At 53.2% G+C, this 23,263-nt stretch carries 23 protein-coding genes; 14 read left to right on the top strand and 9 right to left on the bottom strand.

Annotated elements, in window-relative coordinates; translation table 11 throughout:
* The first annotated feature begins 117 nt into the window (after positions 1-117).
* From ACKC9G_RS15985 to sctU, 9 genes are read left to right on the top strand one after another with little or no spacing between them, the layout of a single operon-like run.
* A complete protein-coding gene (locus tag ACKC9G_RS15985) occupies positions 118-1,002 on the top strand; it encodes an FHA domain-containing protein (protein ID WP_411407208.1) in 885 nt (294 codons plus the stop codon).
* Positions 1,002-2,357, top strand: a complete 1,356-nt coding sequence (locus tag ACKC9G_RS15980; RefSeq protein ID WP_411407206.1) for a FliI/YscN family ATPase — start codon at positions 1,002-1,004, stop codon at positions 2,355-2,357. Before ACKC9G_RS15985 ends, ACKC9G_RS15980 begins: the two co-directional genes overlap by 1 nt.
* On the top strand, positions 2,344-2,805 hold the full coding sequence (locus tag ACKC9G_RS15975) for a hypothetical protein (RefSeq protein WP_411407204.1): 462 nt from the start codon (positions 2,344-2,346) through the stop codon (positions 2,803-2,805). Before ACKC9G_RS15980 ends, ACKC9G_RS15975 begins: the two co-directional genes overlap by 14 nt.
* Entirely contained in the window at positions 2,798-3,370 is a 573-nt protein-coding gene (locus ACKC9G_RS15970; RefSeq protein ID WP_411407202.1) for a hypothetical protein, read from the top strand. The genes ACKC9G_RS15975 and ACKC9G_RS15970 overlap by 8 nt, the downstream gene beginning before the upstream one ends.
* Entirely contained in the window at positions 3,363-4,514 is a 1,152-nt protein-coding gene (locus ACKC9G_RS15965; protein ID WP_411407200.1) for a FliM/FliN family flagellar motor switch protein, read from the top strand. The genes ACKC9G_RS15970 and ACKC9G_RS15965 overlap by 8 nt, the downstream gene beginning before the upstream one ends.
* Positions 4,511-5,179: a type III secretion system export apparatus subunit SctR gene (gene sctR, locus ACKC9G_RS15960; protein WP_411407198.1), complete on the top strand. Its 669-nt coding sequence runs from the start codon at positions 4,511-4,513 to the stop codon at positions 5,177-5,179. The genes ACKC9G_RS15965 and sctR overlap by 4 nt, the downstream gene beginning before the upstream one ends.
* Positions 5,180-5,181: 2 nt before the next feature.
* Positions 5,182-5,442, top strand: a complete 261-nt coding sequence (sctS, locus tag ACKC9G_RS15955) for a type III secretion system export apparatus subunit SctS (RefSeq protein WP_411407196.1) — start codon at positions 5,182-5,184, stop codon at positions 5,440-5,442.
* 1 nt (position 5,443) lies between these two features.
* Positions 5,444-6,241, top strand: a complete 798-nt coding sequence (sctT, locus tag ACKC9G_RS15950) for a type III secretion system export apparatus subunit SctT (protein ID WP_411407194.1) — start codon at positions 5,444-5,446, stop codon at positions 6,239-6,241.
* A gap of 12 nt (positions 6,242-6,253) precedes the next feature.
* Positions 6,254-7,351, top strand: coding sequence for a type III secretion system export apparatus subunit SctU (gene sctU, locus ACKC9G_RS15945; RefSeq protein WP_411407192.1), 1,098 nt, complete (start codon positions 6,254-6,256; stop codon positions 7,349-7,351).
* Between the two features lie 22 nt (positions 7,352-7,373).
* Here sctU and ACKC9G_RS15940 read toward each other — a convergent pair whose 3' ends face one another.
* Complete coding sequence (locus ACKC9G_RS15940; RefSeq protein WP_411407190.1) at positions 7,374-7,877, bottom strand: dihydrofolate reductase; 504 nt, start codon at positions 7,875-7,877, stop codon at positions 7,374-7,376.
* Positions 7,878-8,038: 161 nt separating this feature from the next.
* Here ACKC9G_RS15940 and ACKC9G_RS15935 point away from each other — a divergent pair, with 161 nt between their 5' ends.
* From ACKC9G_RS15935 to ACKC9G_RS15915, 5 genes are read left to right on the top strand one after another with little or no spacing between them, the layout of a single operon-like run.
* Entirely contained in the window at positions 8,039-8,260 is a 222-nt protein-coding gene (locus tag ACKC9G_RS15935; protein WP_411407188.1) for a serine kinase, read from the top strand.
* Positions 8,247-8,723 (top strand): hypothetical protein, encoded by a 477-nt coding sequence (locus ACKC9G_RS15930; protein WP_411407186.1) that lies wholly within the window; start codon positions 8,247-8,249, stop codon positions 8,721-8,723. Before ACKC9G_RS15935 ends, ACKC9G_RS15930 begins: the two co-directional genes overlap by 14 nt.
* 58 nt (positions 8,724-8,781) lie before the next feature.
* Positions 8,782-10,923 (top strand): type III secretion system outer membrane ring subunit SctC, encoded by a 2,142-nt coding sequence (gene sctC, locus ACKC9G_RS15925; protein ID WP_411407184.1) that lies wholly within the window; start codon positions 8,782-8,784, stop codon positions 10,921-10,923.
* On the top strand, positions 10,920-11,126 hold the full coding sequence (hrpT, locus tag ACKC9G_RS15920; RefSeq protein ID WP_411407182.1) for an HrpT family type III secretion system protein: 207 nt from the start codon (positions 10,920-10,922) through the stop codon (positions 11,124-11,126). Before sctC ends, hrpT begins: the two co-directional genes overlap by 4 nt.
* A gap of 21 nt (positions 11,127-11,147) precedes the next feature.
* Positions 11,148-11,510, top strand: coding sequence for a hypothetical protein (locus ACKC9G_RS15915; protein WP_411407180.1), 363 nt, complete (start codon positions 11,148-11,150; stop codon positions 11,508-11,510).
* 200 nt (positions 11,511-11,710) lie between these two features.
* On the opposite strand, the gene ACKC9G_RS15910 is transcribed toward ACKC9G_RS15915, so the two are convergent.
* The 8 genes from ACKC9G_RS15910 to ACKC9G_RS15875 form a co-directional block, all read right to left on the bottom strand.
* Positions 11,711-12,130 carry a type III secretion system chaperone gene (locus ACKC9G_RS15910; RefSeq protein ID WP_411407178.1) on the bottom strand — a complete coding sequence of 140 codons (420 nt, stop codon included), beginning with the start codon at positions 12,128-12,130 and terminating at the stop codon, positions 11,711-11,713.
* A 259-nt stretch (positions 12,131-12,389) separates the two neighbouring features.
* A complete protein-coding gene (sctL, locus tag ACKC9G_RS15905; protein ID WP_411407176.1) occupies positions 12,390-13,031 on the bottom strand; it encodes a type III secretion system stator protein SctL in 642 nt (213 codons plus the stop codon).
* Positions 13,028-13,621 carry a hypothetical protein gene (locus ACKC9G_RS15900; protein ID WP_411407174.1) on the bottom strand — a complete coding sequence of 198 codons (594 nt, stop codon included), beginning with the start codon at positions 13,619-13,621 and terminating at the stop codon, positions 13,028-13,030. The genes sctL and ACKC9G_RS15900 overlap by 4 nt, the downstream gene beginning before the upstream one ends.
* Positions 13,621-14,460, bottom strand: a complete 840-nt coding sequence (gene sctJ, locus ACKC9G_RS15895; protein WP_411407172.1) for a type III secretion system inner membrane ring lipoprotein SctJ — start codon at positions 14,458-14,460, stop codon at positions 13,621-13,623. Before sctJ ends, ACKC9G_RS15900 begins: the two co-directional genes overlap by 1 nt.
* A gap of 9 nt (positions 14,461-14,469) precedes the next feature.
* Positions 14,470-14,841 carry a type III secretion system inner rod subunit SctI gene (gene sctI / locus ACKC9G_RS15890; protein ID WP_411407170.1) on the bottom strand — a complete coding sequence of 124 codons (372 nt, stop codon included), beginning with the start codon at positions 14,839-14,841 and terminating at the stop codon, positions 14,470-14,472.
* Between the two features lie 221 nt (positions 14,842-15,062).
* Positions 15,063-16,043 (bottom strand): hypothetical protein, encoded by a 981-nt coding sequence (locus ACKC9G_RS15885; RefSeq protein WP_411407168.1) that lies wholly within the window; start codon positions 16,041-16,043, stop codon positions 15,063-15,065.
* 106 nt (positions 16,044-16,149) lie between these two features.
* The gene (locus ACKC9G_RS15880; RefSeq protein WP_411407166.1) at positions 16,150-16,425 is read right to left on the bottom strand and encodes a hypothetical protein; all 276 of its coding nucleotides are present in this window, start codon (positions 16,423-16,425) and stop codon (positions 16,150-16,152) included.
* A 400-nt stretch (positions 16,426-16,825) separates the two neighbouring features.
* A complete protein-coding gene (locus ACKC9G_RS15875) occupies positions 16,826-23,257 on the bottom strand; it encodes an AvrE-family type 3 secretion system effector (protein ID WP_411407164.1) in 6,432 nt (2,143 codons plus the stop codon).
* Between the last annotated feature and the right edge of the window lie 6 nt (positions 23,258-23,263).

The raw sequence follows: 23,263 nt of genomic DNA, 5'->3' as shown, positions 1-23,263 counted from the left end.
AAAAATCCAGACCTGTCAGGAAGATATAGTCCAAACCGGAGGGAACCGGTTCACTCACCTAGCCACCCAATGGTTAGACGAGGCGAATAGCCCAACCCGAGCAGAGGACAAGAGAATATGTACGAACTTCGCGTCCTGACCGGTCTTCACCGAGGCGCCGCGCTCCCACTGGTAGGTGGTGAGCAATGGAGCATCGGTGCTGCAGAAACCGCTGACCTGGTTCTTTTCGACCCAGGCATTCAGTTAAGTCACTGTCAGATTCTCCAGACCGAAAATGGCTGGTCGATTGAAGGTGATCAGGGTCAGGTGATTGACAGTGAAGGCCATCGTTTGGATTTACTGGAAAACCTGGCACCGAACATTCCTTTCGCACTTCATGGCGTATGGTTCGCCATCTGTGATGCTTCTGTGCCATGGCCAGAAGAAGACACCGATGAGCAGGCTGAAATTGAAGCAGCCAAACCCAAGAAGAAGCCTGTTCTGCCTTTCGTATTTGGCTTTCTGAGCGCGATCACGATCGTTGCTTCCACGACATGGGCGGCATTGTCTCCCCAGTCCCCTGAAGGCGATGGCAAAGTAGGCGTTGAGCAAGGCATTTCTGCCAAGCCAGTGCTGGGCGATGCTAACGAAGTGGCCAGCCAGTTGCGCAAGATGCTTTCAGAACGCGAGCTGGGTTCACTGGTGACCGTGAAGGTTCACCAAGGTGAGCTGGCACTGACCGGCGGCCTGAATGAAAGCGATCGTGAACTGGTGAGCCGTATGCTGGCACGTTTCCAGCTGCGCTTCTCGACCCCGGTCAACATCAAGAACGAAACAGGCTCACTCAAAGCACAGCTGCCGTTTACGATCACCCAGATCGTTGCAGGCAACATGGCACACGTTGTCACCAGCGATAACCGTCGCATCTTTATCGGCGACCAGATCGATGGCCTGCGCCTTGTGTCCGTCAACGAAAACAAAGTCGTCTTTAAAGGCAATCAGGATATTGAGGTTACTTGGTAATGCAGGAGGTGTTGGACCGGTTGACGCGCTGGCAGGATCAGGCACGACAACGGCTCGACGCCTTCTCTCCTGTTAAAGTTCAGGGACGGGTAATTCAAGTCAACGGGATTCTACTGGAGTGCAGCCTTCCTGCTGCCCGAATCGGCGACCTGTGCAGCATCAAAGGAAACCGCGGTGCTGACGTGCTGGCCGAGATTGTTGGTTTTAATGCCGACACAGCTCTGCTCTCGGCATTGGGTGCTCTTGATGGCATCGAGGCCGGCGCGCCTATTCAACCCTACTATCAGTCCCATTGCATAACGATTAATGATTCGCTGATGGGCTGCGTACTGGACGGTTTCGGCCGTAAGCTGCAAGGGCCTACCGAAGCCTTCACGCTATCTCCCAAAGATGCACACCCGGTCATAGCCGATGCACTGGCTCCGACCCAACGCCCTCGTATTTCATCCCCCATGCCCACCGGCGTGCGCGCCATCGATGGTCTTTTGACTATTGGTGAAGGGCAACGTATTGGGGTATTTGCTGGTGCAGGTTGCGGTAAGACCACCCTGTTGGCAGAACTGGCCCGAAACATGCCTTGTGACGCCATTGTCTTTGGCCTGATCGGGGAACGTGGTCGAGAACTGCGTGAATTCCTCGACCATGAACTGGATGATGAGCTGCGAGCCCGCTCAGTGCTGGTCTGTTCGACTTCCGATCGAACCAGTATGGAGCGTGCCCGTGCAGCATCAACAGCAACCGCTATTGCCGAGGGCTTTCGCGCTCAGGGAAAACGGGTGCTGTTACTGATCGACTCTCTTACCCGCTTTGCTCGTGCCCAGCGTGAAATCGGTCTAGCAGCCGGTGAACCGCCAGGCCGTGGTGGTTTCCCGCCTTCGGTCTACACCATGCTGCCACGCCTGGTTGAACGCGCTGGCAATATGGAAGGCGCAGGTTCCATCACTGCGCTCTACACCGTCCTGATCGAAGGCGACGTGATCGCCGGTGACCCCGTTGCTGACGAGGTGCGCTCCCTGCTCGATGGACACATTATTCTTTCGCGTAAACTGGCCGAAAAGAACCATTACCCCGCCATTGATGTGTTAGGCAGTATCAGCCGTACGATGACCAATGTTACGGTGCAGGAACATATCAGTGCTGCTGGTCGCATCCGCAATCTGATGTCTGCTTACAAAGAAGTGGAGATGCTGCTGCGACTGGGTGAGTACGAAAAGGGCCATGATCGCGTAACCGATGCGGCTGTAGAGCTGAATCCGACTATCAACCAGTTCCTACAACAAGCCATGCGCGACCCTACGCCTTACGAAGATACGTTACAGATTCTGAGTCAGGTAAGCAGTCATGCGCAGATATAACATCCCCGAAGAAAGCGTGTCCCTGCGAGACCCCGCAGAAGAAGAACTCGAAAAAGCCATTAAGCTTCTCAAGCCTATTCGCCAGCATCGTATGCTGATGGCGGAACGTCAGGCTGGCCGCGAAAAGCGCCGGCTGGCAGAACTTCGTACTATTGAGGAGCGCGCTCAGACGGCCTATCAGCAGGCACGGGAAGAATTACCCGGCAAACGCCGAGATCTGGCCGCAGAGTATCAGGACAACAAAATCCCCCTGGAAAGCCTTGATCAATGGAAAGGACGCGAGACGCGTCTGGTTGAGGATGTTCAGGACCAGTATCAAGAAGCCCGTGTAAAGAAGAAGGAAGCTGACGAACAGGAGCAGCGTCTGGAAAAAGCACGTCAGGAAGTTATGCGCCAGCAACGTGAGGCTGAACGCATGAAGTTTATGGAGGAAGAGCTCAATGGCTGATCCTCGTAGCGCCATCAATACCAAAACGGCCACCCAACAGCCCCCAGCCCCCCCACGTCAGCAGAATAACAATCGAGCCGACAAACAGGGCAACGCCCAAGGGAGTCAGGATGCCTCTCGCAAAGAGAACCGTGGAGAAACCCGCGAAGTTCTTAAGCAGGATGCGCTACTCTTTCAGCAGATGATGATGCCTTCTCTGGGGATGAACTCCATGGGGGGTGACGGCCACTCTGATCAGCAAGGCATGGCACAGGATTCTGACGGCGCCCGCGGAACTGCGCCGATGTCCGCAGCGCTCATGCAGATGTGCCAGAAAATCTCCGACCAGATGCCTCCCACGCCAGCGGCGTTTGAGTGCAGTTTGTTGATGCCACATCTGGGCGAAGTGATGGTTAAAGCCAACCCGGAAGTAGAAAGCTGGCAAGTGAAGCTTATTTTCCAGCAACAACAGGGTTTAGAATTGGCCAAACGCTCGCGCAAGAAGATTGGCGAGCAATTGACTGATAGCTTTGGCCGGCCAGTGAACCTGAGTCTGGCGTTACGCGGAGACGCTTTGGATGAGTAATGTGTATGCGCTCTTTAAGAGTGCGTCGGCCTCAAGCGCCACCCCGCTAAAACTTCGAAATATCAGTAACGCAGAAGTCGATCTGCGTCACCGCATTGGTCGCGGCTGGCGTCTTGAGCTACCGGACATGCAAGGCGGCCCTGCCCTGCTGGAAATCCGACAGGCCACTCAGAATACCGCCCGCGATAACCTGCAGTGGATCAATCTGAGTTCAGGCAGTGGTAATTTTTCTCTCCCTGCGCGTCTTTGTGAGTCCCTGCTGAATCACTGGTCCCAGGCGCCTTTCGTGACTGAGCCGGCGGAAACACCGGATCAGCAAGCCTGGTACACAGAACTCTACAATGCCCTGCTCGACCCTGGCCTTCGCAGTTTGTTTGGCGAAATCCAGCCCTTGGGGCAGAGTTCAGCACCCATCACTCCCACGTTGGCAGAACTGAAATTCCAGCAAGGTGATGTGGTTATCACCTCGCCGCTGGCGATGCCGCTTCGTACTTTTAACCATTGGCTTGAGCGCGGTTACTGGCAGTCCATGCCCGCCGCATCGCTAGGCTACTGGCCTGTTAGCGCCCCCCTGGTGCTGGGTCATGTACGCCTGCCACTGGAGCAGTTCTGCTCCCTGAGCCGTGGCGATGTGATTGTCCCAAAACAACCTAAATTTACCCCTGAGGGCCTTGGTTATCTGCAACTGGGCCCCTTGCAGCTGGGTGTCTTCTATCAGGATGAGGGAACCGAGGTTCTGCTCGAAGTCACTAAAACCCATGTCATAACCAGAGAGGCAGCCAAGATGCATGGCGACGAGAACAACCCTGACTATCAGCAAGGCTGGGATGACCAGGAACAACAGGGTTATGACAATTACGACCAGCATCAGAATTTTGATCAGGCTTACGGAGAACAGGAAAGCACTGGTCATGAAGGACTGACACAAGCCATGGATACCACGCTGACCATCAAGATTGGCGAAGTCAGCATGACATTGGATGAGCTCCAGCAGGTCGGCCCAGGTTCGGTACTGCTGGTTCAGGGGGCCACACCGGGTGAAGCCGGCCTGTATCAGGGTCAGCGCCTTATCGCACGCGGTGAATTGGTAGAAGTGGAAGGACAGCTGGGTCTCCAGCTGACTGATGTGAACTTGCCAGCATGAATCTCGGTGAAGTCGATCCGTTAATTTTTGCCGTCTTTCTCGGGGGGCTATCTCTACTGCCAATCATGCTGATTGTCTGTAGTGCCTTTCTCAAGATTTCGATGGTACTGATGATCACCCGTAACGCCATGGGTGTTCAGCAGGTACCGCCTAACATGGCGATCTACGGTATTGCCCTGGCGGCGACGCTCTTCGTTATGGCGCCTGTTTTCAAGCAGGTTTCTGAACAGGTCAAAGAGACTCCGCCTGATTTCAGCACTCTGGATGCCATGCAGGAAAGTGTGAACCAGATTGTGGGCCCGCTTCAGAAGTTCATGTCCAGGAACTCAGACCCGGACGTTGTCACCCATTTGATGGGAAACACCGCCATGCTCTGGCCAAAAGATATGGCCAAAGAGGTTCACAAGGACGACCTGCTGATCACGATTCCGGCCTTTATGCTGTCGGAGCTGCAAGCAGGTCTTAAAATCGGCTTCCTGATTTATATCCCCTTTATCGTTATCGACCTGATCGTTTCCAACGTCCTGCTGGCTCTGGGTATGCAGATGGTGTCGCCCATGACGATATCTCTCCCCCTGAAGATACTGCTCTTTGTGCTGGTCGATGGCTGGGGGCGCCTGCTTGATGGCCTTTTCTATACCTATGTGCAAACCGGCGGGCTCTAGCTATGGACGTCCTGACTCTCTTTAAACAGGGTATGGTGCTGGTCGTAATGTTGTCAGCGCCACCACTGCTGGTTGCACTCCTCGTCGGTGTCATTATTTCGCTGTTACAGGCACTGATGCAGGTACAGGATCAAACCCTGCCTTTCACGGTGAAACTGGTTGCTGTAGGCCTTACGCTGGCCCTGACCGGGCGTTGGGTAGGCGTCGAGCTGATGCAGTTGACCGGGCAGATGTTTAACCTGATACCCAACCCCGGGATGTAGCATGCAGTACTTTGATGTCCTGTCCCAATGGGTCATGTCCATGACCCTGGGCATGGCTCGCATGTACCCCTGCATGCTGCTGGTTCCCATTTTCTCCTTCCATGAATTGAAGGGCATGTTGCGTTATGCCCTCGTCATTATCATGAGCCTGATGGTAGCGCCCGGCATCAAGGATGCCCTGCCTGACGATGGCACCTGGACGTCCTTTGCGGGCCTGTATGCCAAAGAAGCCATTCTCGGCATGTTGCTGGGCACGCTTTTAGGTATTCCCTTCTGGCTCTATGAATCCGTTGGCTCTCTTTTTGATAACCAGCGTGGCGCGCTGATGGGCGGTCAGCTCAACCCAGCGCTGGGTCAGAATGAAACCTCGTTGGGCTTTCTTATCAAGCAGACAGTTATTGTGCTCTTTGTAGTCACAGGCGCTTTTTTGTCATTGCTGCAGGTAATCTGGGACAGCTACCTGTTATGGCCACCGACAGCTTGGTTACCGATTCCGGCACCGGATGCCATGGATGTCTACCAGGGCCTGCTATCAACCGCGTTTCATGATGTTGTTCTCTATGCTGCTCCCCTCGTTGGCCTGTTGTTGCTGATTGAGTTCGGGATGGCGATTCTGAGTCTTTATGCTCCCCAGATGCAGGCATTTGTTCTGGCCATGCCACTCAAATGTCTGGTTGGTCTGGGTTTCCTTGTGCTGTACACCCCGACGCTTCTTTATCTGGCGCAGGAAAAAGGTGTGCAGTTCACCACGTTCCAGGCTGTGCTCAAGCAGATGTTTAAACTCAACATCGGCGAATAGGTAGGAGGGCATATGAGCGGAGAAAAGACGGAACAGGCCACACCCAAGAAAATAGAAGATGCCCGAAAAAAGGGCCAGGTGGGGCAAAGTCAGGACGTTCCCAAACTGCTTATCACTGCAGGTGTTCTGGAAGCGGTGCTTTCCATGGTGGAAACCGGCATGAACAAGCTGGAAAGCATGGTGAGTTCACCACTGACAGTGCTTGACCAACCTTTTGGTTATGCTGTCAAAGCGGTAGCGACCAACTGCTTTCTTATCATGTGCTCCATGCTGGCCATTGCGCTGGGTATTGCGGTGATTATGCGACTTGCCGGCACTTGGATGCAGTTTGGCTTCCTGTTTGCGCCGGAAGCACTGCAGTTCGATCTCAACAAGATCAACCCGCTAAACCAGATCAAACAGATGTTCTCCGGCAAGAAGCTCTTTGAGCTATTCACCAACATCTGTAAGGCCGCCATTATTGGCTCCCTGCTGTGGTTTATCCTGCCGCCCGCCTTTGACACCCTGCTGATGCTACCACTGACGGATCTGGATTCCGCCTGGCAGGGTATTGCCGCGATATTTGTGCGTCTTGAGCGCGTCTGTCTGATGCTTCTTCTGGTACTCGCCGCCATCGACTTTGGCATGCAGAAGTACTTCCACCTGAAGAGCCTCAAGATGAGTAAGGACGACGTTAAGCAGGAATACAAGAACGCCGAAGGTGACCCCCATATGAAAGGTCACCGTAAATCTCTTGCCCGTGAACTGGCATCCAGTGACGGTCCTGCCAAGGGTCCGGAGCTGGGTGAGGCAGATGCGCTGGTTGTAAACCCGACACACTATGCCGTGGCACTCTATTATCGCCCCGAGCTGACACCGCTACCGGTCGTGGTGACCAAAGGCGTTGATGATGATGCGCTGGACCTGATCTCTCAGGCACAAGAGCGGGAGATTCCGGTCATTCGTTTTGTCTGGCTGGCACGCACACTCCATAAAGTCGATGAGGGCGAGTTTATTCCTCGCCCGACCCTGCGTTATGTAGCGCGTATTTATCAGGTCATTCGTGAGCTGGATAATGAAGCCGGTCGCTCCAATGATGTGATGCAAATCGAAGATATCGAGAACATCTGAGCAACAACCTGAGCATTAAACCTCAGGCAATCCTCTCCAATACCAGAAAGTCACAGGCAGGGCGCTCATCCGTTGCACCGAGTGATTCTCTGCTGACCTCCTGCCACTGCAAGGGGTTCACATCCGGGAAAAAAGCATCGCCCTCAATCTGCGTGTGTACGCGCGTAAGATAGAGACGATCACAATGAGGCAGCATGGTGTTATAGAGCTGCGCGCCACCCATAATCATGACCTCTTCCGCTCCGGCTTTCTGCGCCGCAGCTTTGGCTTGCTCAAGAGCCTCATCTAGCTCATGAGCCACCACCACGCCTTCGTGTTGCCACTCAGGATTACGCGTCAGCACAATATTGGTCCGTCCAGGCAGCGCGCGACCAATAGAATCGAAGGTGTTTCGCCCCATCAACACAGGCTTGCCCATGGTCACCCGGCGAAAGTATTTGAGGTCTTCGGGGATATGCCAAGGCAGCCGATTCTCAACACCAATGACGCCATTGAGACTTGTTGCGACAATCGCTGCTACTTTCATGAGAGATCCTTGCTGACTTCTGGATTACCTGATTAAGAGCGCTACACTCTACCTCATCTTCCCCATGATCGCAGCGCAACCAAGAAAGTGTATCGATCCGGGAACTTCGCCCAAAGCAATGCCACACAAAACTCACAAACCACAGTACTTGGGAGTTCATCATGGCCTCTGTAGACGCAATCCAACGCCGCCTCGACACTCAGTTTGATCGTAGCCAGAAAAACATGGATGACCTGGTCACCAATCTGGATGGCGCATCACTGGATGATATCTATGCATTCAACTCAGCCATGCGCCAGAACGCGAATGCCAGCTGGGCGGTTAACCAGGAAGTGACCGTAAAACACAACCTGGCAAAGGCAATTCTCAATGGCATCAACTGAGTCCAACTCTCCCTCTTTGCACAGCCTGTTAAGCGACTGGCTGTCCAGCGCCGAGAAGGACTACCACCTCTATATCGATGGGATGACCAGCGTATTCCGTAAAGACGGTGATATGGTGCACATCTCCATCGATCTGGAGGAGGACATCCCCGGAATTGCCTATGATCAGAGCATGATGCTGAAGATGGTCTGGCCCAGCATGGCCTCCTTCTTTGCAGCCCTTGCCTGGCGACGTGAGACGGAATGTTACTGTCTCATTGACACTATTCCGCGAGAAACTGGCATCTCTCTCATGGTTCGACGCCTCGAATCGATCCTCAACCAGGCCGATACATGGCATAGTATGTTGAGTGCAGTGCCAACCAGGACTAACAAACCCGTACAAAGCCGAACAGTGTCACAGGTTCAGAGTTTGGGATCGGCATTATTGATGGAGTCACTGCACCGACAGTCTCTGGGTTGAACCATGGTGTAATATCTGGTAACAATCCGCCCAATCTTCTCTGTAGTTCGAGTACACCATGGTCAAGAAAATTGTTGCCGCCCTGTTACTCTCCGTGGCAATAGCCACGCCGGTAATGGCCGCTGTTCCGGCCACCTGGAAAAAGAACGCGTATGCTTACGACGCTAACAACACCTCGTTACGTCAGGCATTGGATGACTTCACCCGTGTATTTGGCGTCCGTCTGGACATGCACGGCGTCACCGGCGTTGTAGATGGCAAGATGCGCGCCGACAGCGCCAAAGACTTTCTTGATCGTCTCGCCCTCGATAACCGCTTTCAATGGTACGTCTACAATGGCGTGCTCTATATCAGCCCCCTCGATGAACAGACTTCTGTCAGCCTTGATGTCTCTGAGGATGCGGTCGCGGACCTGAAAGATGCATTAACTCAGGTGGGTTTGCTGGACGATCGCTTCGGCTGGGGTGAACTCCCTGACGAAGGCGTGGTCATTGTTTCCGGTCCAAAAAGTTACGTTAACTTCGTTGAAGAACTGAGCAAGAAAAAGAAGAAGGGTGAAGACAAGTACGACTTCATGGTCTTCCCGCTTCGCTATGCGCTCGCCGATGATCGACAGGTCACCTACCGCAACCAGACTATTGTTGTCCCGGGTGTCGCCACCATTCTGGGTGAGCTGCTTGGCACCAAGAGTAAAGACTCTATTCCCCTGAACATGAACTCCAGCAACATCTCTCCGTCTGATGCCTTCGGCGGTCTGGAGTCTCTGACGAATTCTGCGATGAACCGTATGCAGAATCAGGTGGATAACCAGAATATGACGCAGTCCCAGATCACCTCATTGGTCAAGGACCGCAGCAACAAGTCCAGTAAAGTCAGCGCCGATATTCGTAACAACTCGATCCTGATCCATGACGATCCGGAAAAGCACGACATGTACGAAAGCCTGATCGAAAAGCTCGACGTACCGCGTAACCTGATCGAAATCGATGCGGTCATTCTGGATATCGAGCGTAGCAAACTCTCAGAACTTGGCCTTAACTGGCAGGTTGGTCGCGGCTCAACTGAAGCAACCTTCAATGCAGCAAGCCTGGCCTCAGGGTCCACTGCGACCGTACTGATTCAGGACTTCAGCCACTTCTATGCCGAGATCCATGCACTGGAGCAAAAAGGGGATGCCTCACTGGTCGCCAACCCCTCGATTCTGACCATCGAGAACCAGCCAGCTGTGATCGACTTTAACCAGACGGCCTTTATTACGGCGATTGGCGAACGCGTTGCGAATATCTCTCCAGTGACCGCTGGCACCAGCTTGCAGGTGATTCCACGCGCCATTCTTAACGGCAGCGAACAAACTATTCAGCTTTCCCTGAATATTGAAGACGGTAGCATTGAGCAAAGTGACAGCTCCTCCAGTGACTCCTCTTCCTCGGATAGCACCAGTACTACTTACGCCAATACCCCGGATGTAAGCCGTGGAACGATCTCCACACAGGCCGTTATTCGCGCTGATCGTTCACTGGTTGTCGGTGGTTTCAATGTTGAGCAACGCAGCAACTCTGACAGCAAAATTCCGCTGCTGGGTGATCTGCCTGGTATCGGCGGCCTCTTCCGATACAAAAATGACTCCCAGACTCGTCGTGAGCGTGTCTTCATCATCACTCCACGCATCGTTGGTAATGAACTCAACCCTACCCGCTATCTATCCGAGAAGAACCGTCAGACAGCACGCGAAGCCATGGCTAACATTGGCGTGCGTACTGGCGAGGGCGAAGGCCTAACACGCAAGAGCATCACTAATTCGTTCGCGACTCTGGTCGACAAGCGGATCCCTGAAGGCTTTGTCGAGCGTAACGATGCGGAGCATCCTTTGCCCACCGCACTGTGCCACCCTCGCCTGACCCGCATGATGCCTCAGTCACAATGGTACATTGGCCGTGACTACAACATCATGGTTGCCGTAGCGAAGAACAATACGCCTTTCCGTCGCCGCTTTGATGAGGCTGACTGCGACAACCACAACGTACTGGGCGTCACTGTGTGGCCCGATACCGACCTGACGCCAAATGAGCAGGCGGAAGTCTTTATTGCGGTTCGCAAGCCTGAGCCAGGCCCACGTCGTGCCAGCCTGATCACCCCGGCTGCCGAGCCTGCTCGCACCACCCCGGTTCAAGAATTATCAACTGGAGCTGTACAGCCATGAAACATTCGCTCCGACTGACATTTGCCGCACTGATGCTTGCCGCTCTGGCTGGCTGTAGCAGCATTAAAAGTGATACTCAGTGCGCAGGACTTTGCGGGCGCCCACTATCGACACCACAAAAAATGGTGATCTGGTGGCCACAAAGTATGCGCGACAGCGTGAATTCCAATGAGGAAATCACCGTCTATACCTTTAATCCCTGAGCCGCAGCTACGGAGTCGCCCATGTTAAACGCGATGGACAGAGATGAGTTCGTACGCTCCGCCCTCGACAAGGTTGATGCCTTAATCACCTGGGAACCTGGCTTGGCTATTTGCTGCCAAAATGGTCAGACAGGCTGGGGAATGGCACTGACAGTGCAAGCTAATGCTCAGTCTCCTGATATGGCGCAGGAGACCCTGAGCCGTCGCTTTGAGGATGCATACCGCTTTCGTGATTGCTATGTGAGCATGAATGGCAAGCAGACACTGATCCTCTGGCACAGCTGGCCCAAGTACGATCATGAGCCAGGCACTCCGCAACGCATGATGGAGAATCTGGTGGCCCTCGCAGGCCTTCCCTTTCCCGACTTGCTTAATGAGTTCTGACAAGAGCTTCTGGTTACACTAAAACAAAAAACCCCATACCGGATCCGGTTGGGGCTTTTTAGTCACTCTGCGACCGCGGTTAATACGGACAGGTTAATCAGAGAAGCCTGAAGGTAGCAGTAAAACTGCCATCCAAACCGCAGATATAAAAAACCGCAACAGGCATATGCCTGTTGCGGTTTTTTAGTGCCTATAGGATTTCAGGAGTCCTGCAGGCGCTCTGCAATAAATGACTTCACTTCAACGGCATGGTTAATAAAGCCTTCGAGCATATCGCTGAAGCTATTATCCGTCAGGATCTCGATGAAATAGGCTGCACACAAACGCAAATGGCCATCATCATCCAGTGCCAGCCAGGTACCGCGCATAGCGCTGATTTCAAAATTCAGCATCAGCATTTGCCGATGTAACAGCAGATTATCCACCGTATTAAAGTCGGCCATCCGACAATGAATAATCACTGTATCCGTTTCGCCATGAGCCTCAACGACCGCAGCCTGCTCACCGGCATTATCATAAAGCGCACAGACACCGTCCTGCAGAGACAGGTCGGCACCTACACGTTTCCCAAAATGTTGCAGCAACTTATTCACTTGCTGCTGCGCTGACGTCATCGCCATTCTTTCTTCCCAAACAACCTTAGGCTATCCATAAATTTAGCCTAAAGCGCTGATGTGCAGCATGATTACTTTAGTGTGAAGTGACGCTACAAGGCAGAGCTAAAAAAGCTCACTTCACAGCCAAAGCGCACCAAAAAAACGCCTAAACTCTACTTTGATTTGGCGCCAGATGAAAGCATAGTTCTGCTAAATTACCTGTCAAATCAGTGCTGTTCGTAAATAAAAGGGTTTGATATGTCGCTAAATAAACCGCATCCGGTTACTCAGAATCGTCTTCGCCCTGCCCTTCTTCGGTCGCACCTGTGAGCTCTGTGACGATCGACTTCCAGTCGCAGGTGAAAGAGCCAGCAGATGAGGTAAATACGATTTCCTCACGAGAAACCAGCGCATCCGGCACTAGCTTCCAGCGATCACCATAAGGCGCTAAAAGCTCTGCAATCGGCGCTTGAGATTCTGGAGCACAACGCACCTCTGAGCCAAAGGATGGCTTGGCAGCAATGAGTTGACGAACCACACTGCGAATACGCTCTTCAGCCGGGACTTCCTGCAGAATCTTTTTCAAGGACTGCTTCAGCAAGGGTTCAAGGATATTCTCGACCTCACCCCACAAGGCTTGATGCTGCGCCTCCCAGGACTCCTGCATCGCATTAGCCTGAGACCAGAATTCCGCAGAAGCCTGTTCGCGATAGTCACCCAGCCAATGATCAGCTTTCTCCTGCACTTCCGCACGAATACGCTCAGCCTCTGACTCTGCCTGCTCCAGCAGATGCCGGGCTTCAGCTTTTGCCTTATCAAGAATGGCTTCACTATCGACCCATCCCTGTAACGTCGAGCCTTTAAGCAGTCCCGCAACCATTACAGGATCTGCACTGCCTGCACTCAGGCGACGTTTGATCATCATGAGGCATCACCCTCTTGCACATGTGGAGCCGACGGGGCTGCAGTCGCTGGAGACTGACTGATCAGCCAGATCACGGCATTCCATAACTGATTGAGTTTACGTGGAGGAGCATCACCACCCCAATGTTCGACTTCATCGACCCAGGGTTTGCGATACAGGTAACGAACCCGTGACCAGGAACTCACAGTGAGCCACTGTCTGAGAAGACCCAGGCCAATCAATTCACCGGGAGCATCTTCGCGTTCCCGGTAGACCCATTGACCAGGCATCATCGCCTTTGCCAACCGTCGGCACCAAAGGCGCGTCTCATGATCGAGATCGTGCCCACCGGCGCCCCGCTCGACCACCTCAGCCACAATATGCAAGGCTTTCAGCTGTTGCTCTGGGCTAAAGTTCACTAAGGCAAGCAGCGTATCAGCAGGTTTGGGAGGCAGTCCGGCAAGCGACTGTCGTGCACGTAATGCTGCAGGATCAAGCAGCATCAGTGCACGTTCAGGAACATCATTAGTGAGACTTCGACGCCACGTGTTGTCTGCCACCTTCCAGGGTGTCTGCCAGAGAACCAGCCACAACAAACGTGGATCGGCCATCACAGCTTAGGCTTGCCAGGTGGGATCTGAGGGGCGACGCTGGCGCTGACATCCGCTGGTACAGCGTTCTTGTTACCGAAGAAGCGTGCACGCATGGAAGAATTCAGCGACACAAAGATCAAGCCGATCAGCACCAGAATAAACAGGATGCCGCCGACAGTGATCCACTGCCACATGGATACGGACTGGGCAGGAACCAGGAACGGACCAAAATGCACCAGCGTTTGCGGGTCTTTGTAGGCCTCTGCAGGCACAAAAACGACTGCCAGTTTGTCTTTTTCATCTTTGGTATCCGCCAGACCCGGAATACTGCTGGTCACCATGCGTTGAACACGCGGCAAAATCACATCAGGATCTAACTGGCTGGGAAGGTACTTGATAAAGACCGCTGCCGATGCAGGTTGCACTGCTTCGCCCGGCGCAACGCGCTCAGGCAAGACCACATGCACGCGAGCGACAACCACACCATCAATCTGGGACAGCGTCGACTCAAGCTCCTGAGACAGGGCATAGATATAACGGGCGCGCTCTTCAAGCGGGGACGAAATAACCCCATCCTTCTTAAAGATATCGCCCATATTGTCGCGACGCTTGCGAGGCAAACCCGCCGCTTCAAGGATATCGACAGCACGCGCCATACTGTCGCTGTCGATCATGATGGTGACACCATCTTTGGCTATAACTTTCTCAGCCTCGATATGTTTCGAGGCCAACTCGGCAAGCACTTCGTTGGCATCAACCTCGCTCAACTGTCTGTAGAGTTCCACTTCCTTGCCACAACCGGCAAGCAACAACGTCAGCACTACCACAAGGGCGCGCAGGAAAAGTGAGCGAGACATGGTTAAACCTTATTGCAGATTGGTCAGCTTCTCGACGGCTTGAGAACCTTTGCTAATTACTTTAGTCGTTAAGAGGCTTTCAAGATAGAAGTTTGACAAAGATCGGTTGGCATCAATCACATCACGCGGGTCAGTCGACTTGGATGCTTTTTTTAATGCACGATCAGCTTTCTCGGAAAGTTTCTGCAAATGCTCAGAAGAACCGGACAGATGAGAAACGATGTTCTCTGCCACATTGGTTGCTTCTTTATTGTTGGTAGGCTGGACAGCTGCGCTGAACCATTCGACGTCGGACGCATCTGCCTGAGCAGAGGGTTTTTCGGCTTTTAAACCAGAACCGAGACCTGAATCTTCCAGGCCTTCAACGTGTTTGATAGACATAGTTCATTCTCCCGACTCGTTTGAAATACCTGCACATAGGAAGTCTTCAAGCAGGCAGAAATCATCAAGAGAACAGCGGCTTGCGCCCTGTTATATCAAACAATCCAAATGCGAATTATTCGATAGCTTGACGATCAATTCGCAACATCCTTATTGGCAGGGTAAGAAACCTCCCCTCACACAAGGTAAAGGGAGGCATCGCTAGCGCTCAGAACAACTGATTACTGAGCACCTTCAGGTGAAAGCATCTGGGTCAGCATGTCTTTCAGGCCTTCTTTGAAAGCACCGAGTTCTTGCTTGTTCAGATAATTGTCTTCTCCCAGTTCATCTTTCCAGGAGTTAACACTGTCACCTTTCAGCATCGCCAGAAGGCCGCCGCCAGAGGCATCATCAGGCTTACCATACTTAGATGGATTTTGGTCCATAAAGTCAGCAATAGCGCTCAGGATGTCACTGTTAGAGGAGCCGTCGGTCTTGCCCTCTTTATTCATGGTAGCGCCGCCATGACTGTCTTCTTCACCGAACAGATCGCCGGTCAGAAGCTTCATCAGCAGCTCAAGCAGCATGTTCATGTCGATACCTGAACCGTTACCAGACTGGCTGGTACCGTCAGTGCCCTGAGACTTGTCAGAACAACCGCAGGAATCGGTTTGGCCAGTGCCCTGAGAACTCTGGGTACCACTGTTGCCGGACATGACGCTTTTCAGGAAGTCTTTCAAGCCTTCTTTGAAGGTTGAGAGCTCGGTGCCGCTCAGATAATCATCTTCGCCCAGCTCGTCCTTCCAGGATTTAACACTACCAGTGGCATCGTCGGGCTGACCGTACTTACCACTTTTGTCCATGAAGTCAGCTACTGCGTCAAGCAGGCCGCCACCACCAGCGCCCAGACTTGATGCACCACTGTCGTCTTCACGAGCAGAGTTTTTGATAGTTGCTCCACCATTGCTGTCTTCGCCATCAAACAGCAATTCTGAAAGCATGTCGGCCAGTTTGCCAATGATGCTGTCAAACTGGTCATCACTGATGGAATTACTAGCACCGTTCGCACCCTGGCTACGGGAACCATTAACACCATTATTACCAAAGTTCTGGCCCGCCTGACCGAAACCCTGAGTAGTAGTGGTTGTGGTTGTTGTAGTCGTGGTGGTAGTGGTAGTCGTTCCAGGCATACGCATTGCGCCGCCGGCTATGGACATCGCCATAGGACACCTCCCCTGATAACCTTGATTTGCTTACCCGTTGAGCAGAGCGGGCTGTGTTAATCAGATCAACACAGCCCGTTCAAACAACCAGGTGTTTCAAGCAATCTTAGTAGTTGATTGCCTTGCCGCTCTGGGTAGCCGCGTTGTTGGCTTTAGAGGCAGAGTCAACCATACCGTTAGCGATAGAGTTAACAGTGTCAGTGATCATTTTCTGAGACTGGAACTGAGCGTTCATTTTGGTTGCAGTTGCAGAGGCTTCGTCCATCTGCTGCATTGCGTCCTGAGACGCTTCCAGAGACTTGCTGCTGCCCAGGGAGCCGATAGAACCCAGAGTGCCCAGGGAGCTCATGCCGTTCATTGCGGATGCTGCTAAGCTTGACATGGTAGTATCCTCGCTTTAGATATTTCTCAAGTATCTCGTTGTTTGACGGTGCTATGCATTCCGTACATCTATTAAGTGAGCGGAGGAGGAAAGTAGTTCCGCATCAGTTTTGCGGTTTTTTCGATATTTTTTCGCCACCGCCCCTCAGAAACTGTCTTTCACGACATTGAGAACTTTAAATAACAAAAAAGCCGTATTAATCCGCTTTTTCGTACACTTTCCCGTGAATCTTTTTTATTCCTGTCGCGAAAAAGTGATTCCCTGGCTCGGAAGTTCACCGAGACTGGCAGCACTTTATGCCGTCATTTCAAATCAATTTGCCTTAATGCAGCTCGCTTACCTGCACAACGCCCTTAACGAAAAAAGCGCCCCGAAGAGCGCTCTTTCGGTCTTAGCGCGATCACACCACTTGTTGATTATGCTCTGTCGCCAGAGTGGAGGCCGCCTCACGGGTTTCCTTACTCACCTGAGCTGAATCGCCCATGATGCTGTAGTCCGTTGGCAAGCTCGAGTCATCAGCGCCGTAATGGAACATCACACGCCCGGCCAACTTCTCCATTCCCACTGATGAGACACTACCGCCACCGGCAATGATCTGGATCGGCGTGAAGGTTTCAGCAAGACCCGTGGATGACAGCACTTTGAACTCACGAATACGCACGTTCTCAGGCTTGGTCATCAAAAGCGCCACGTCAGCGGCAGAAATTTTACCTTCAGCCAACATACGGTTCGCTTTCTGCTTCACATCCTCACGTAGCTCCATGGAGATACGTGCACGGGCATTTTTGGTCTTTTTGAATTCATCCAACAGATGACGGAGCTGAGGATCGCTCTTGGCAAACTCGCGCAACTGCTTGGATGCTGTTGCTGCACGCTTGTCATCAATATGCGAAAGCAGCACATCAATGATGCGATCATGATCAAGCCGCTCCATGTTATTAAAGTCAGTGGAGTATTTGACTTCATAACCCATCACACTGGTGTGATTGGCATGGGCGATAGCCCGGCTCTGCAGGTTACGCAGGTTACCGACGGCCAGCGCCTGATCATGGTTGAGATGTTTTTTATCGGCAAACTCGGTGCTCAGCATCTTGAGTTTCATCATCTCAAGACCCTGAGTCGTCATCGGCTCATTAAAATCAGCGGCTGTCAGATTGTTGATCCGATCCAGTCGGGTTTTGGAGTCCGCATCGGTAAAGGTTCCGGACAGCTCTTTGATCAGACTCTCAACTTCATTGTAGTTGGGTTCACCTGGCTGCTTGATCTGTACTTCCACTTTCTTACTGCTGGAGTCCTCAAAGGCGATGCGCCCGTGGATACCTGTAAAAGAGGAGTACTCCTGAATCTGATCAGGACGATCATTAATATCTTTTTGTGAGAAACCCTGTACCTGCAGACCCAGATTCACACCACCGCGGTTGAGGAAACCCGACGAAGTGGTCTTGGAATCACGGCCACCCGTTTCAGTGTGCTCCTGATCCTTGGTTCGCGAAGCCTGATAGAGGTTCAGGTTGCTATTAAGGCCCAGCTCAACACGAGCCATGGAATAGGGATCGGCATTTTCATTGGTCAGGTCAAGACCAGCACGCAGGCCAAAACGCCCTTGGAAGTCGAGGCTGAATGCCAGGGTATGACCATGGTGGTTCATGTGGTCCATACCCATTTCCAACAGTTCCTGAGGCTCAAGACCACCGCTGATCAAACCATCGATAAACTTATCGATCTCATGCTCGCTCAGGATGAAATCAATACCGTTGCGCGCCGCATGTGAGAAGCTTGCGGTGGTAATGGCGCCGGCACGCAAGTCAAAGCCTGCATCACGCGTCCCATTACTCCAGTCGGAGAACTTGAATATCTCGCTAAACGCGGGGTCACTCATATCCAGACCCGCCATCAGCGGCAACACGTTCTGGCCGATAAAGCTACCAATCTGAATACGCTGCGCTTTCTGACGTCCCAGAGAAACAATCATCTCGCCATCATCACGAGTAATCGCCATGGAACGGGAAACGCCGGCCGTTGCGCCCGCCAGCGCAGCGGTGAACACAGGAATGTTATTCGCCGGATTATAAACAGTACTGACACCGCCCTCGTAGGCACGACCAATGGCGAGGGTTTCCCCTTCACGCAGCGAGCGCACCACGCTCTTCATCTTTTCACGCATTTCCTCGCGGGTTTTCACATCCAGCGCAGAACGCGTAGTCATGGTGACACCGTGGTCATCTTTACTGTAGGCCTTGAGGAAACCTTTAATGGTGTCGTAGTTGGCTTCGACATCCTTAAAGTCTGTATGGCCCATATCTGTCAGACGACGTACATCGTTGGCACGATATTCGTTATCACGGATATTGGAGAAGGATTCCCACAGGCCTTTGAGCTGACGCTCGTTAGGCGCAACGTTGCCCCGACCCAGATCTTCCAGACGGGAAAGAATGCCGTTCAACTTGTCGAGTGCACTGGTGTTTAGCGCCAGTCGCGCTTTGGACAATGCCGCATCATCATTCAGGTCACGGCGGCGCCCCATAGGGATATCCGACTTCGCGTGGCCCAGATCGACACCCTTATCGGCCAGCGTTTGCAGCATACTGCCCGTCGCGCCGGAAGACATACCATTGAAATCCCAAAGATTTTTCAGCTCTGTGACCAGGTTATGACCGGAAGCATGGGTCACACCATGCTGATGTCTGGCTTTCGGGTTCTCTTTGATATGACCGTGCACATCCACCACTTTTGCTTTCAGTGCGGCGACCGAAAGACTGTGAAACGCGCTGCGGTCTAGCTCATCCTTGAACAGACGAATTTCATCCAGCAGACGCTTGCCTTCTTTGCCGAGGTTGCCCTCAAGCTCCAGATTGGCAAAGCGTTGAGCCAGATTGGCAACGGGTGTTCTGCCAGTGGTGCGCTGCAAACCATCCAGCTCACTGTGCAGACGGGACGTCTCGCTATAGAGATCCTGTAAGCCATCACGACCACGGTAACGATGCTGCGCCGCATCCATACCAATCTTGAAGGGACGCGGGGTCTGCATATCAAAGCGTACATAGTGCGCGCGCAAACGCTCACGGAAACCACTCTGCACTTTTTGCGGTTTCTCGGCGTTATTCCAGCCCAGAACACCGGCCGTAAAGTGAACATCACGGCCTTTGATGTTCTTGGTGACTTCTGCATGCTCAAGACGCTCGAACGTCGTGTCAAAAGCTGATTTACCCAATGCTGTCGCATCGTGGTTTTGATCAATCTCCCCCGGAGTCCAGTCATTACCATTGAGACGGAACCTGGACTCGCCACTGCTTAGCATCAGCTCGCCGCTGCCAGACATGGAGATATGCACGGGCGTGTTGTCATCACGTTCATGAGCCGGGACATTCATGGGTGTCCAGCTGACATCACGGTGCGCGGCCAGCGGATCTTCCCAGGAACTTTCGGGCATGCTCAGCAGTTCGCCCTTATCGGTGATACCCACCAGATTTTTCTTCTGATCAAGATAAATCTGGGTCAGTTTGCTGCCTTCAGGCACGCCCTGTGTTGGCAGGCTGACTGGCTGACGTAGTGGCGCATTGGTCGCACGTGAGTGTGCAAATACCGTGGCCTTACCGTCGGCATCCAGTGCGACATAGTGGTGAGAGTTGACGACCGCAGCGGAGACAAAATTATCGTTCGCGGTGCCGCCACGCAGCTGTCCGGAGACCGAAGGCTCATTACGTTGAACCCCTAGGCTGTATACGTTGGCACCCATGTTCTGCTTGTCGGAAGATTCAGGGAAGCTGAGCTTGCGCACCTGACCATCAATGACGGCGTAGTTATGTCCGTCCAAGCCACGGTTAACGTCACGGACATCATTGTGACCATCCATCACGCGCCAGTTACCACTGAGCGCATCCCGGTACTGCAGCTTGCCAGCATCCAGACGCATGGTGCCAAAGCGGTCCGAATGCACAAAGGCACCGCCGGCATTTTCGTTGGCTTTGAGACCAGTGTGGTTGTGGGTAATGAGTGCATCACCCAAATTCCAGCCTGGCTTGAAGTTACCGCGAGCGGTTTCAGGGCAGGCATGCTGATTATTCTGGGCATCTTTCACCAGCATATTCAGCTTGCCGCTGTTATCAGTGAAGAAGCCAGTGACTTTGTGCTCATTCCCAAGCGCACCCAGCGAACTGGGGTGATGGCGCATGGGAATCGCACGATTGTTAGCTGCCGCCTCTTCTGCCTCTGCAGTGGTGATGCTGTAAAGCTCACCATGTCGGTCAGAGACATAAATGGTGTTATCGCTCAGGGCAATGTGTGAAGGCTTGCCAGCAGGAGCGGATTCCAGCTTGGACTCACCCACTTCATGGGGGTTGAGCCTGAAGCTGAACGTCAAAGGTTCACCGCGATTGTGCTCAGACTTCAGGGAAATTTTGTGGCCATTCTCGCCTTCGGTCAGTACCGCAGTCCGACCACGTTGGTCACGGTGATAAGAGTCAATGCGATCCTTGGTGGAAAACAGCACATTGTTATCACCGGAGCTCATATCGATCAGCGCCTGGGAAATCTCGTGCTTGCCATCCTTCATGACCGGCTCACCGCCCTCACCAAGGTCGACTACCGCAGCATGGCTGGTAACACGACCACCACTGGTCTGCATGCTGATAAAGCGGCTCTCTTCATGGAAAGGATTTGGCAGTGTTTTCCACTCGCCATTCTCGACAGCCTTGCCTGCCTCAGTCGGATACTCAGGATTGATGACATGGCTGAACTGCATCAGTCGACCATCGTGCAAGCGGTAAGTCCCGCCATTACGGTCGGTATGCACATCGGTCATGATCGCTTCATGCTGATAGTCAGGCAGGTCCAGCGCGCCCTCACCGGGCTTGGTGGGCAAGCTGCTGTGCATTGCCGTCAGTCCGGTGAAGGAGCTACGAATGTAATGCGTCAGGCCTTCGGTATCACGAATCAGCGCCTTGCTGTCCGGTGAGTGCTGACTACCCGCCAGCATCTGAGATTTTTCAAAGCGTCGGCCATTCGCTGCAATCGTCCGGTTCAACAACTCCATCATCTGCGGGGAATTGTTCTTACCCATCTGCAGGCGGCCATCGTCACGTACACGAATATCAAACTGCACACCCTTACCGTTTTGAGCGACTTCCTCATCCGTCTTGGGCGCTTTCTTGCGTAATTTGTTGGTGGGCTCACCTTTGCTATTGGTGTTTATCCAGTTATCCAGGCGCTTGAACGGATTACTGGACTTGGCCTCAGGCGCTGCGGGTGCAGGCTCAGGCGTTTCAACCTGAGGTTTTTTAGGCGCTTCAACGCGCTGATTGGCAAAGTTGCTGGCGAAGCTTTCCCGGCCGACACGTACGTCCGGATGCGGGTTCTTAGGCTGCTCACCCTCAAAGCCGGGCCTGAAGGGATAGTCCTCCGTATCCGGCTCATCGAGATAAGCATCCAGATCGATATCGCCCCGCAAAAACTGACTCGGATCAATCGCAGGCTTTTTGCTGAGAGAGGTCGCAGCGTTGTCAAAACGTGAGCCGGTGTGATTCTCCACCGCACCTTTCTGGCCTGGCTCGAAATACGCCAAGTCCATTACATCATCAAGCTTGGGCTGCTTCGCAGGCTGCTCAAACTTGAAACGGTCTTCAGGCAGTCTGCGCTCAGAGGTTCGTGGCTGCAGGAAGGGGTCCACCGGGCTGTCGCTCGAAGCGCTGGCGTTATCCGCCGCTTTCATTACGGCATCGAGAATCGAGTCGCTGGTATCCAGTGAAAGATGCTCTCTACGCATCTGATCCTGAAGTTGCTTCGGTTTGGGCGGAACCTCAGGCCCTTTACCGGAGGGACCTTTATTAAACGACTCATCCCGCATCAGCGGGAGGGAGGTGGTTGAAGAGTTAGCATCATCAAACCAACTGCTTTGGTTGATCTCACCTTCACCCGGTATCTTTTTCTGAACCTCGGGCGGGTTGCCATTACGCTGCTGATTTCGCAGAGGCGATTTAAGCGGAATCTCCGGCCCTTTGCCTTTATCGCGGATCGGCGCAGGCTCGGCATTTAACGCATCAAGCTCGGCCTCCAACACTTCCGGATCCACCATGGTGTAATTCTGGCGAATAAAATCATCGGTGCCGCCTGAGGTGAAGGAAGCATGCCCCCCCTGAGACCGGCCTGCCTGCGACATCAGCCTCTCAGAATTTGAGCGCATCGACATTTCGACTTGAGTGCCGTCTTCACGGATCTTGGGCGGCGGAGCAGGTGGCAACGAGCTTTGCTTCTCAAAGCCAAGAGAACTGGATCTCTCGGGAATCACACGATTGCCAGGCAACTGGCTGCTACCGTTAGTACGTGCCTGCAATTGCGGATTCGCAGTGGTGCGACTCTGCAGCGCCGAGCTGGAATTCTGCGAAAGCCCGGCAAAGTTATTACGTTGGGCGCTGTTATTCACCTGCGTTTGCGCCGCTGGCTGGCGCGAAGTGGGTACGGGAGGCGGAGTACGCGGATTCTGAAAAGTAGGTGACGGTGGCCGTCCGTTCTGACGCAGCTCCTCAGCTGAAGCCATCCGAGGAGCAGGTGCAGAACTGGTGTTAGAGGAGGAAGCCGCATTTTTTGAGGAACGGTTTTTAATACGGTCTCTAAGGCCATGCATGCTGAACATGCGGTTCTTTTGCTGGCCGTCGGCACGACCCTGAGTGACCTGGGGACTATCCGAAGCAGAGGCTGCCACCGCGCGCACAGAATCGGTTCGAGTGGCCTGTTGCGTGCGTTGCTGCAAAAGGCTCGAACGATGCTGATCCTGGAAGCGCGAAGAATCGAGCTCCTGGGTACGCGATGAACGATGTAATAAATCTCTTATAGCCACTGCGCG

It is taken from the genome of Pokkaliibacter sp. CJK22405 (assembly GCF_046614695.1).
In the GTDB taxonomy this organism is placed as follows: domain Bacteria; phylum Pseudomonadota; class Gammaproteobacteria; order Pseudomonadales; family Balneatricaceae; genus Pokkaliibacter.
The sequence above is the reverse complement of the archived record's forward strand: the minus strand, read 5'-3'. Positions and strand labels throughout refer to the sequence as shown.

What these genes read in the sequence shown, in the direction of transcription:
- ACKC9G_RS15975 (WP_411407204.1), top strand. Translation starts at nt 2,344, where the DNA reads ATGCGCAGATATAACATCCCCGAAGAAAGCGTGTCCCTGCGAGACCCC.
- sctR (WP_411407198.1), top strand. Translation starts at nt 4,511, where the DNA reads ATGAATCTCGGTGAAGTCGATCCGTTAATTTTTGCCGTCTTTCTCGGG.
- sctU (WP_411407192.1), top strand. Translation starts at nt 6,254, where the DNA reads ATGAGCGGAGAAAAGACGGAACAGGCCACACCCAAGAAAATAGAAGAT.
- ACKC9G_RS15985 (WP_411407208.1), top strand. Translation starts at nt 118, where the DNA reads ATGTACGAACTTCGCGTCCTGACCGGTCTTCACCGAGGCGCCGCGCTC.
- ACKC9G_RS15940 (WP_411407190.1), bottom strand. Translation starts at nt 7,877, where the DNA reads ATGAAAGTAGCAGCGATTGTCGCAACAAGTCTCAATGGCGTCATTGGT.
- sctC (WP_411407184.1), top strand. Translation starts at nt 8,782, where the DNA reads ATGGTCAAGAAAATTGTTGCCGCCCTGTTACTCTCCGTGGCAATAGCC.
- hrpT (WP_411407182.1), top strand. Translation starts at nt 10,920, where the DNA reads ATGAAACATTCGCTCCGACTGACATTTGCCGCACTGATGCTTGCCGCT.
- ACKC9G_RS15965 (WP_411407200.1), top strand. Translation starts at nt 3,363, where the DNA reads ATGAGTAATGTGTATGCGCTCTTTAAGAGTGCGTCGGCCTCAAGCGCC.
- ACKC9G_RS15935 (WP_411407188.1), top strand. Translation starts at nt 8,039, where the DNA reads ATGGCCTCTGTAGACGCAATCCAACGCCGCCTCGACACTCAGTTTGAT.
- ACKC9G_RS15930 (WP_411407186.1), top strand. Translation starts at nt 8,247, where the DNA reads ATGGCATCAACTGAGTCCAACTCTCCCTCTTTGCACAGCCTGTTAAGC.
- ACKC9G_RS15970 (WP_411407202.1), top strand. Translation starts at nt 2,798, where the DNA reads ATGGCTGATCCTCGTAGCGCCATCAATACCAAAACGGCCACCCAACAG.
- sctL (WP_411407176.1), bottom strand. Translation starts at nt 13,031, where the DNA reads ATGATGATCAAACGTCGCCTGAGTGCAGGCAGTGCAGATCCTGTAATG.
- ACKC9G_RS15915 (WP_411407180.1), top strand. Translation starts at nt 11,148, where the DNA reads ATGTTAAACGCGATGGACAGAGATGAGTTCGTACGCTCCGCCCTCGAC.
- sctI (WP_411407170.1), bottom strand. Translation starts at nt 14,841, where the DNA reads ATGTCTATCAAACACGTTGAAGGCCTGGAAGATTCAGGTCTCGGTTCT.
- ACKC9G_RS15900 (WP_411407174.1), bottom strand. Translation starts at nt 13,621, where the DNA reads ATGGCCGATCCACGTTTGTTGTGGCTGGTTCTCTGGCAGACACCCTGG.
- ACKC9G_RS15980 (WP_411407206.1), top strand. Translation starts at nt 1,002, where the DNA reads ATGCAGGAGGTGTTGGACCGGTTGACGCGCTGGCAGGATCAGGCACGA.
- ACKC9G_RS15885 (WP_411407168.1), bottom strand. Translation starts at nt 16,043, where the DNA reads ATGGCGATGTCCATAGCCGGCGGCGCAATGCGTATGCCTGGAACGACT.
- ACKC9G_RS15880 (WP_411407166.1), bottom strand. Translation starts at nt 16,425, where the DNA reads ATGTCAAGCTTAGCAGCATCCGCAATGAACGGCATGAGCTCCCTGGGC.
- sctT (WP_411407194.1), top strand. Translation starts at nt 5,444, where the DNA reads ATGCAGTACTTTGATGTCCTGTCCCAATGGGTCATGTCCATGACCCTG.
- sctJ (WP_411407172.1), bottom strand. Translation starts at nt 14,460, where the DNA reads ATGTCTCGCTCACTTTTCCTGCGCGCCCTTGTGGTAGTGCTGACGTTG.
- sctS (WP_411407196.1), top strand. Translation starts at nt 5,182, where the DNA reads ATGGACGTCCTGACTCTCTTTAAACAGGGTATGGTGCTGGTCGTAATG.
- ACKC9G_RS15910 (WP_411407178.1), bottom strand. Translation starts at nt 12,130, where the DNA reads ATGGCGATGACGTCAGCGCAGCAGCAAGTGAATAAGTTGCTGCAACAT.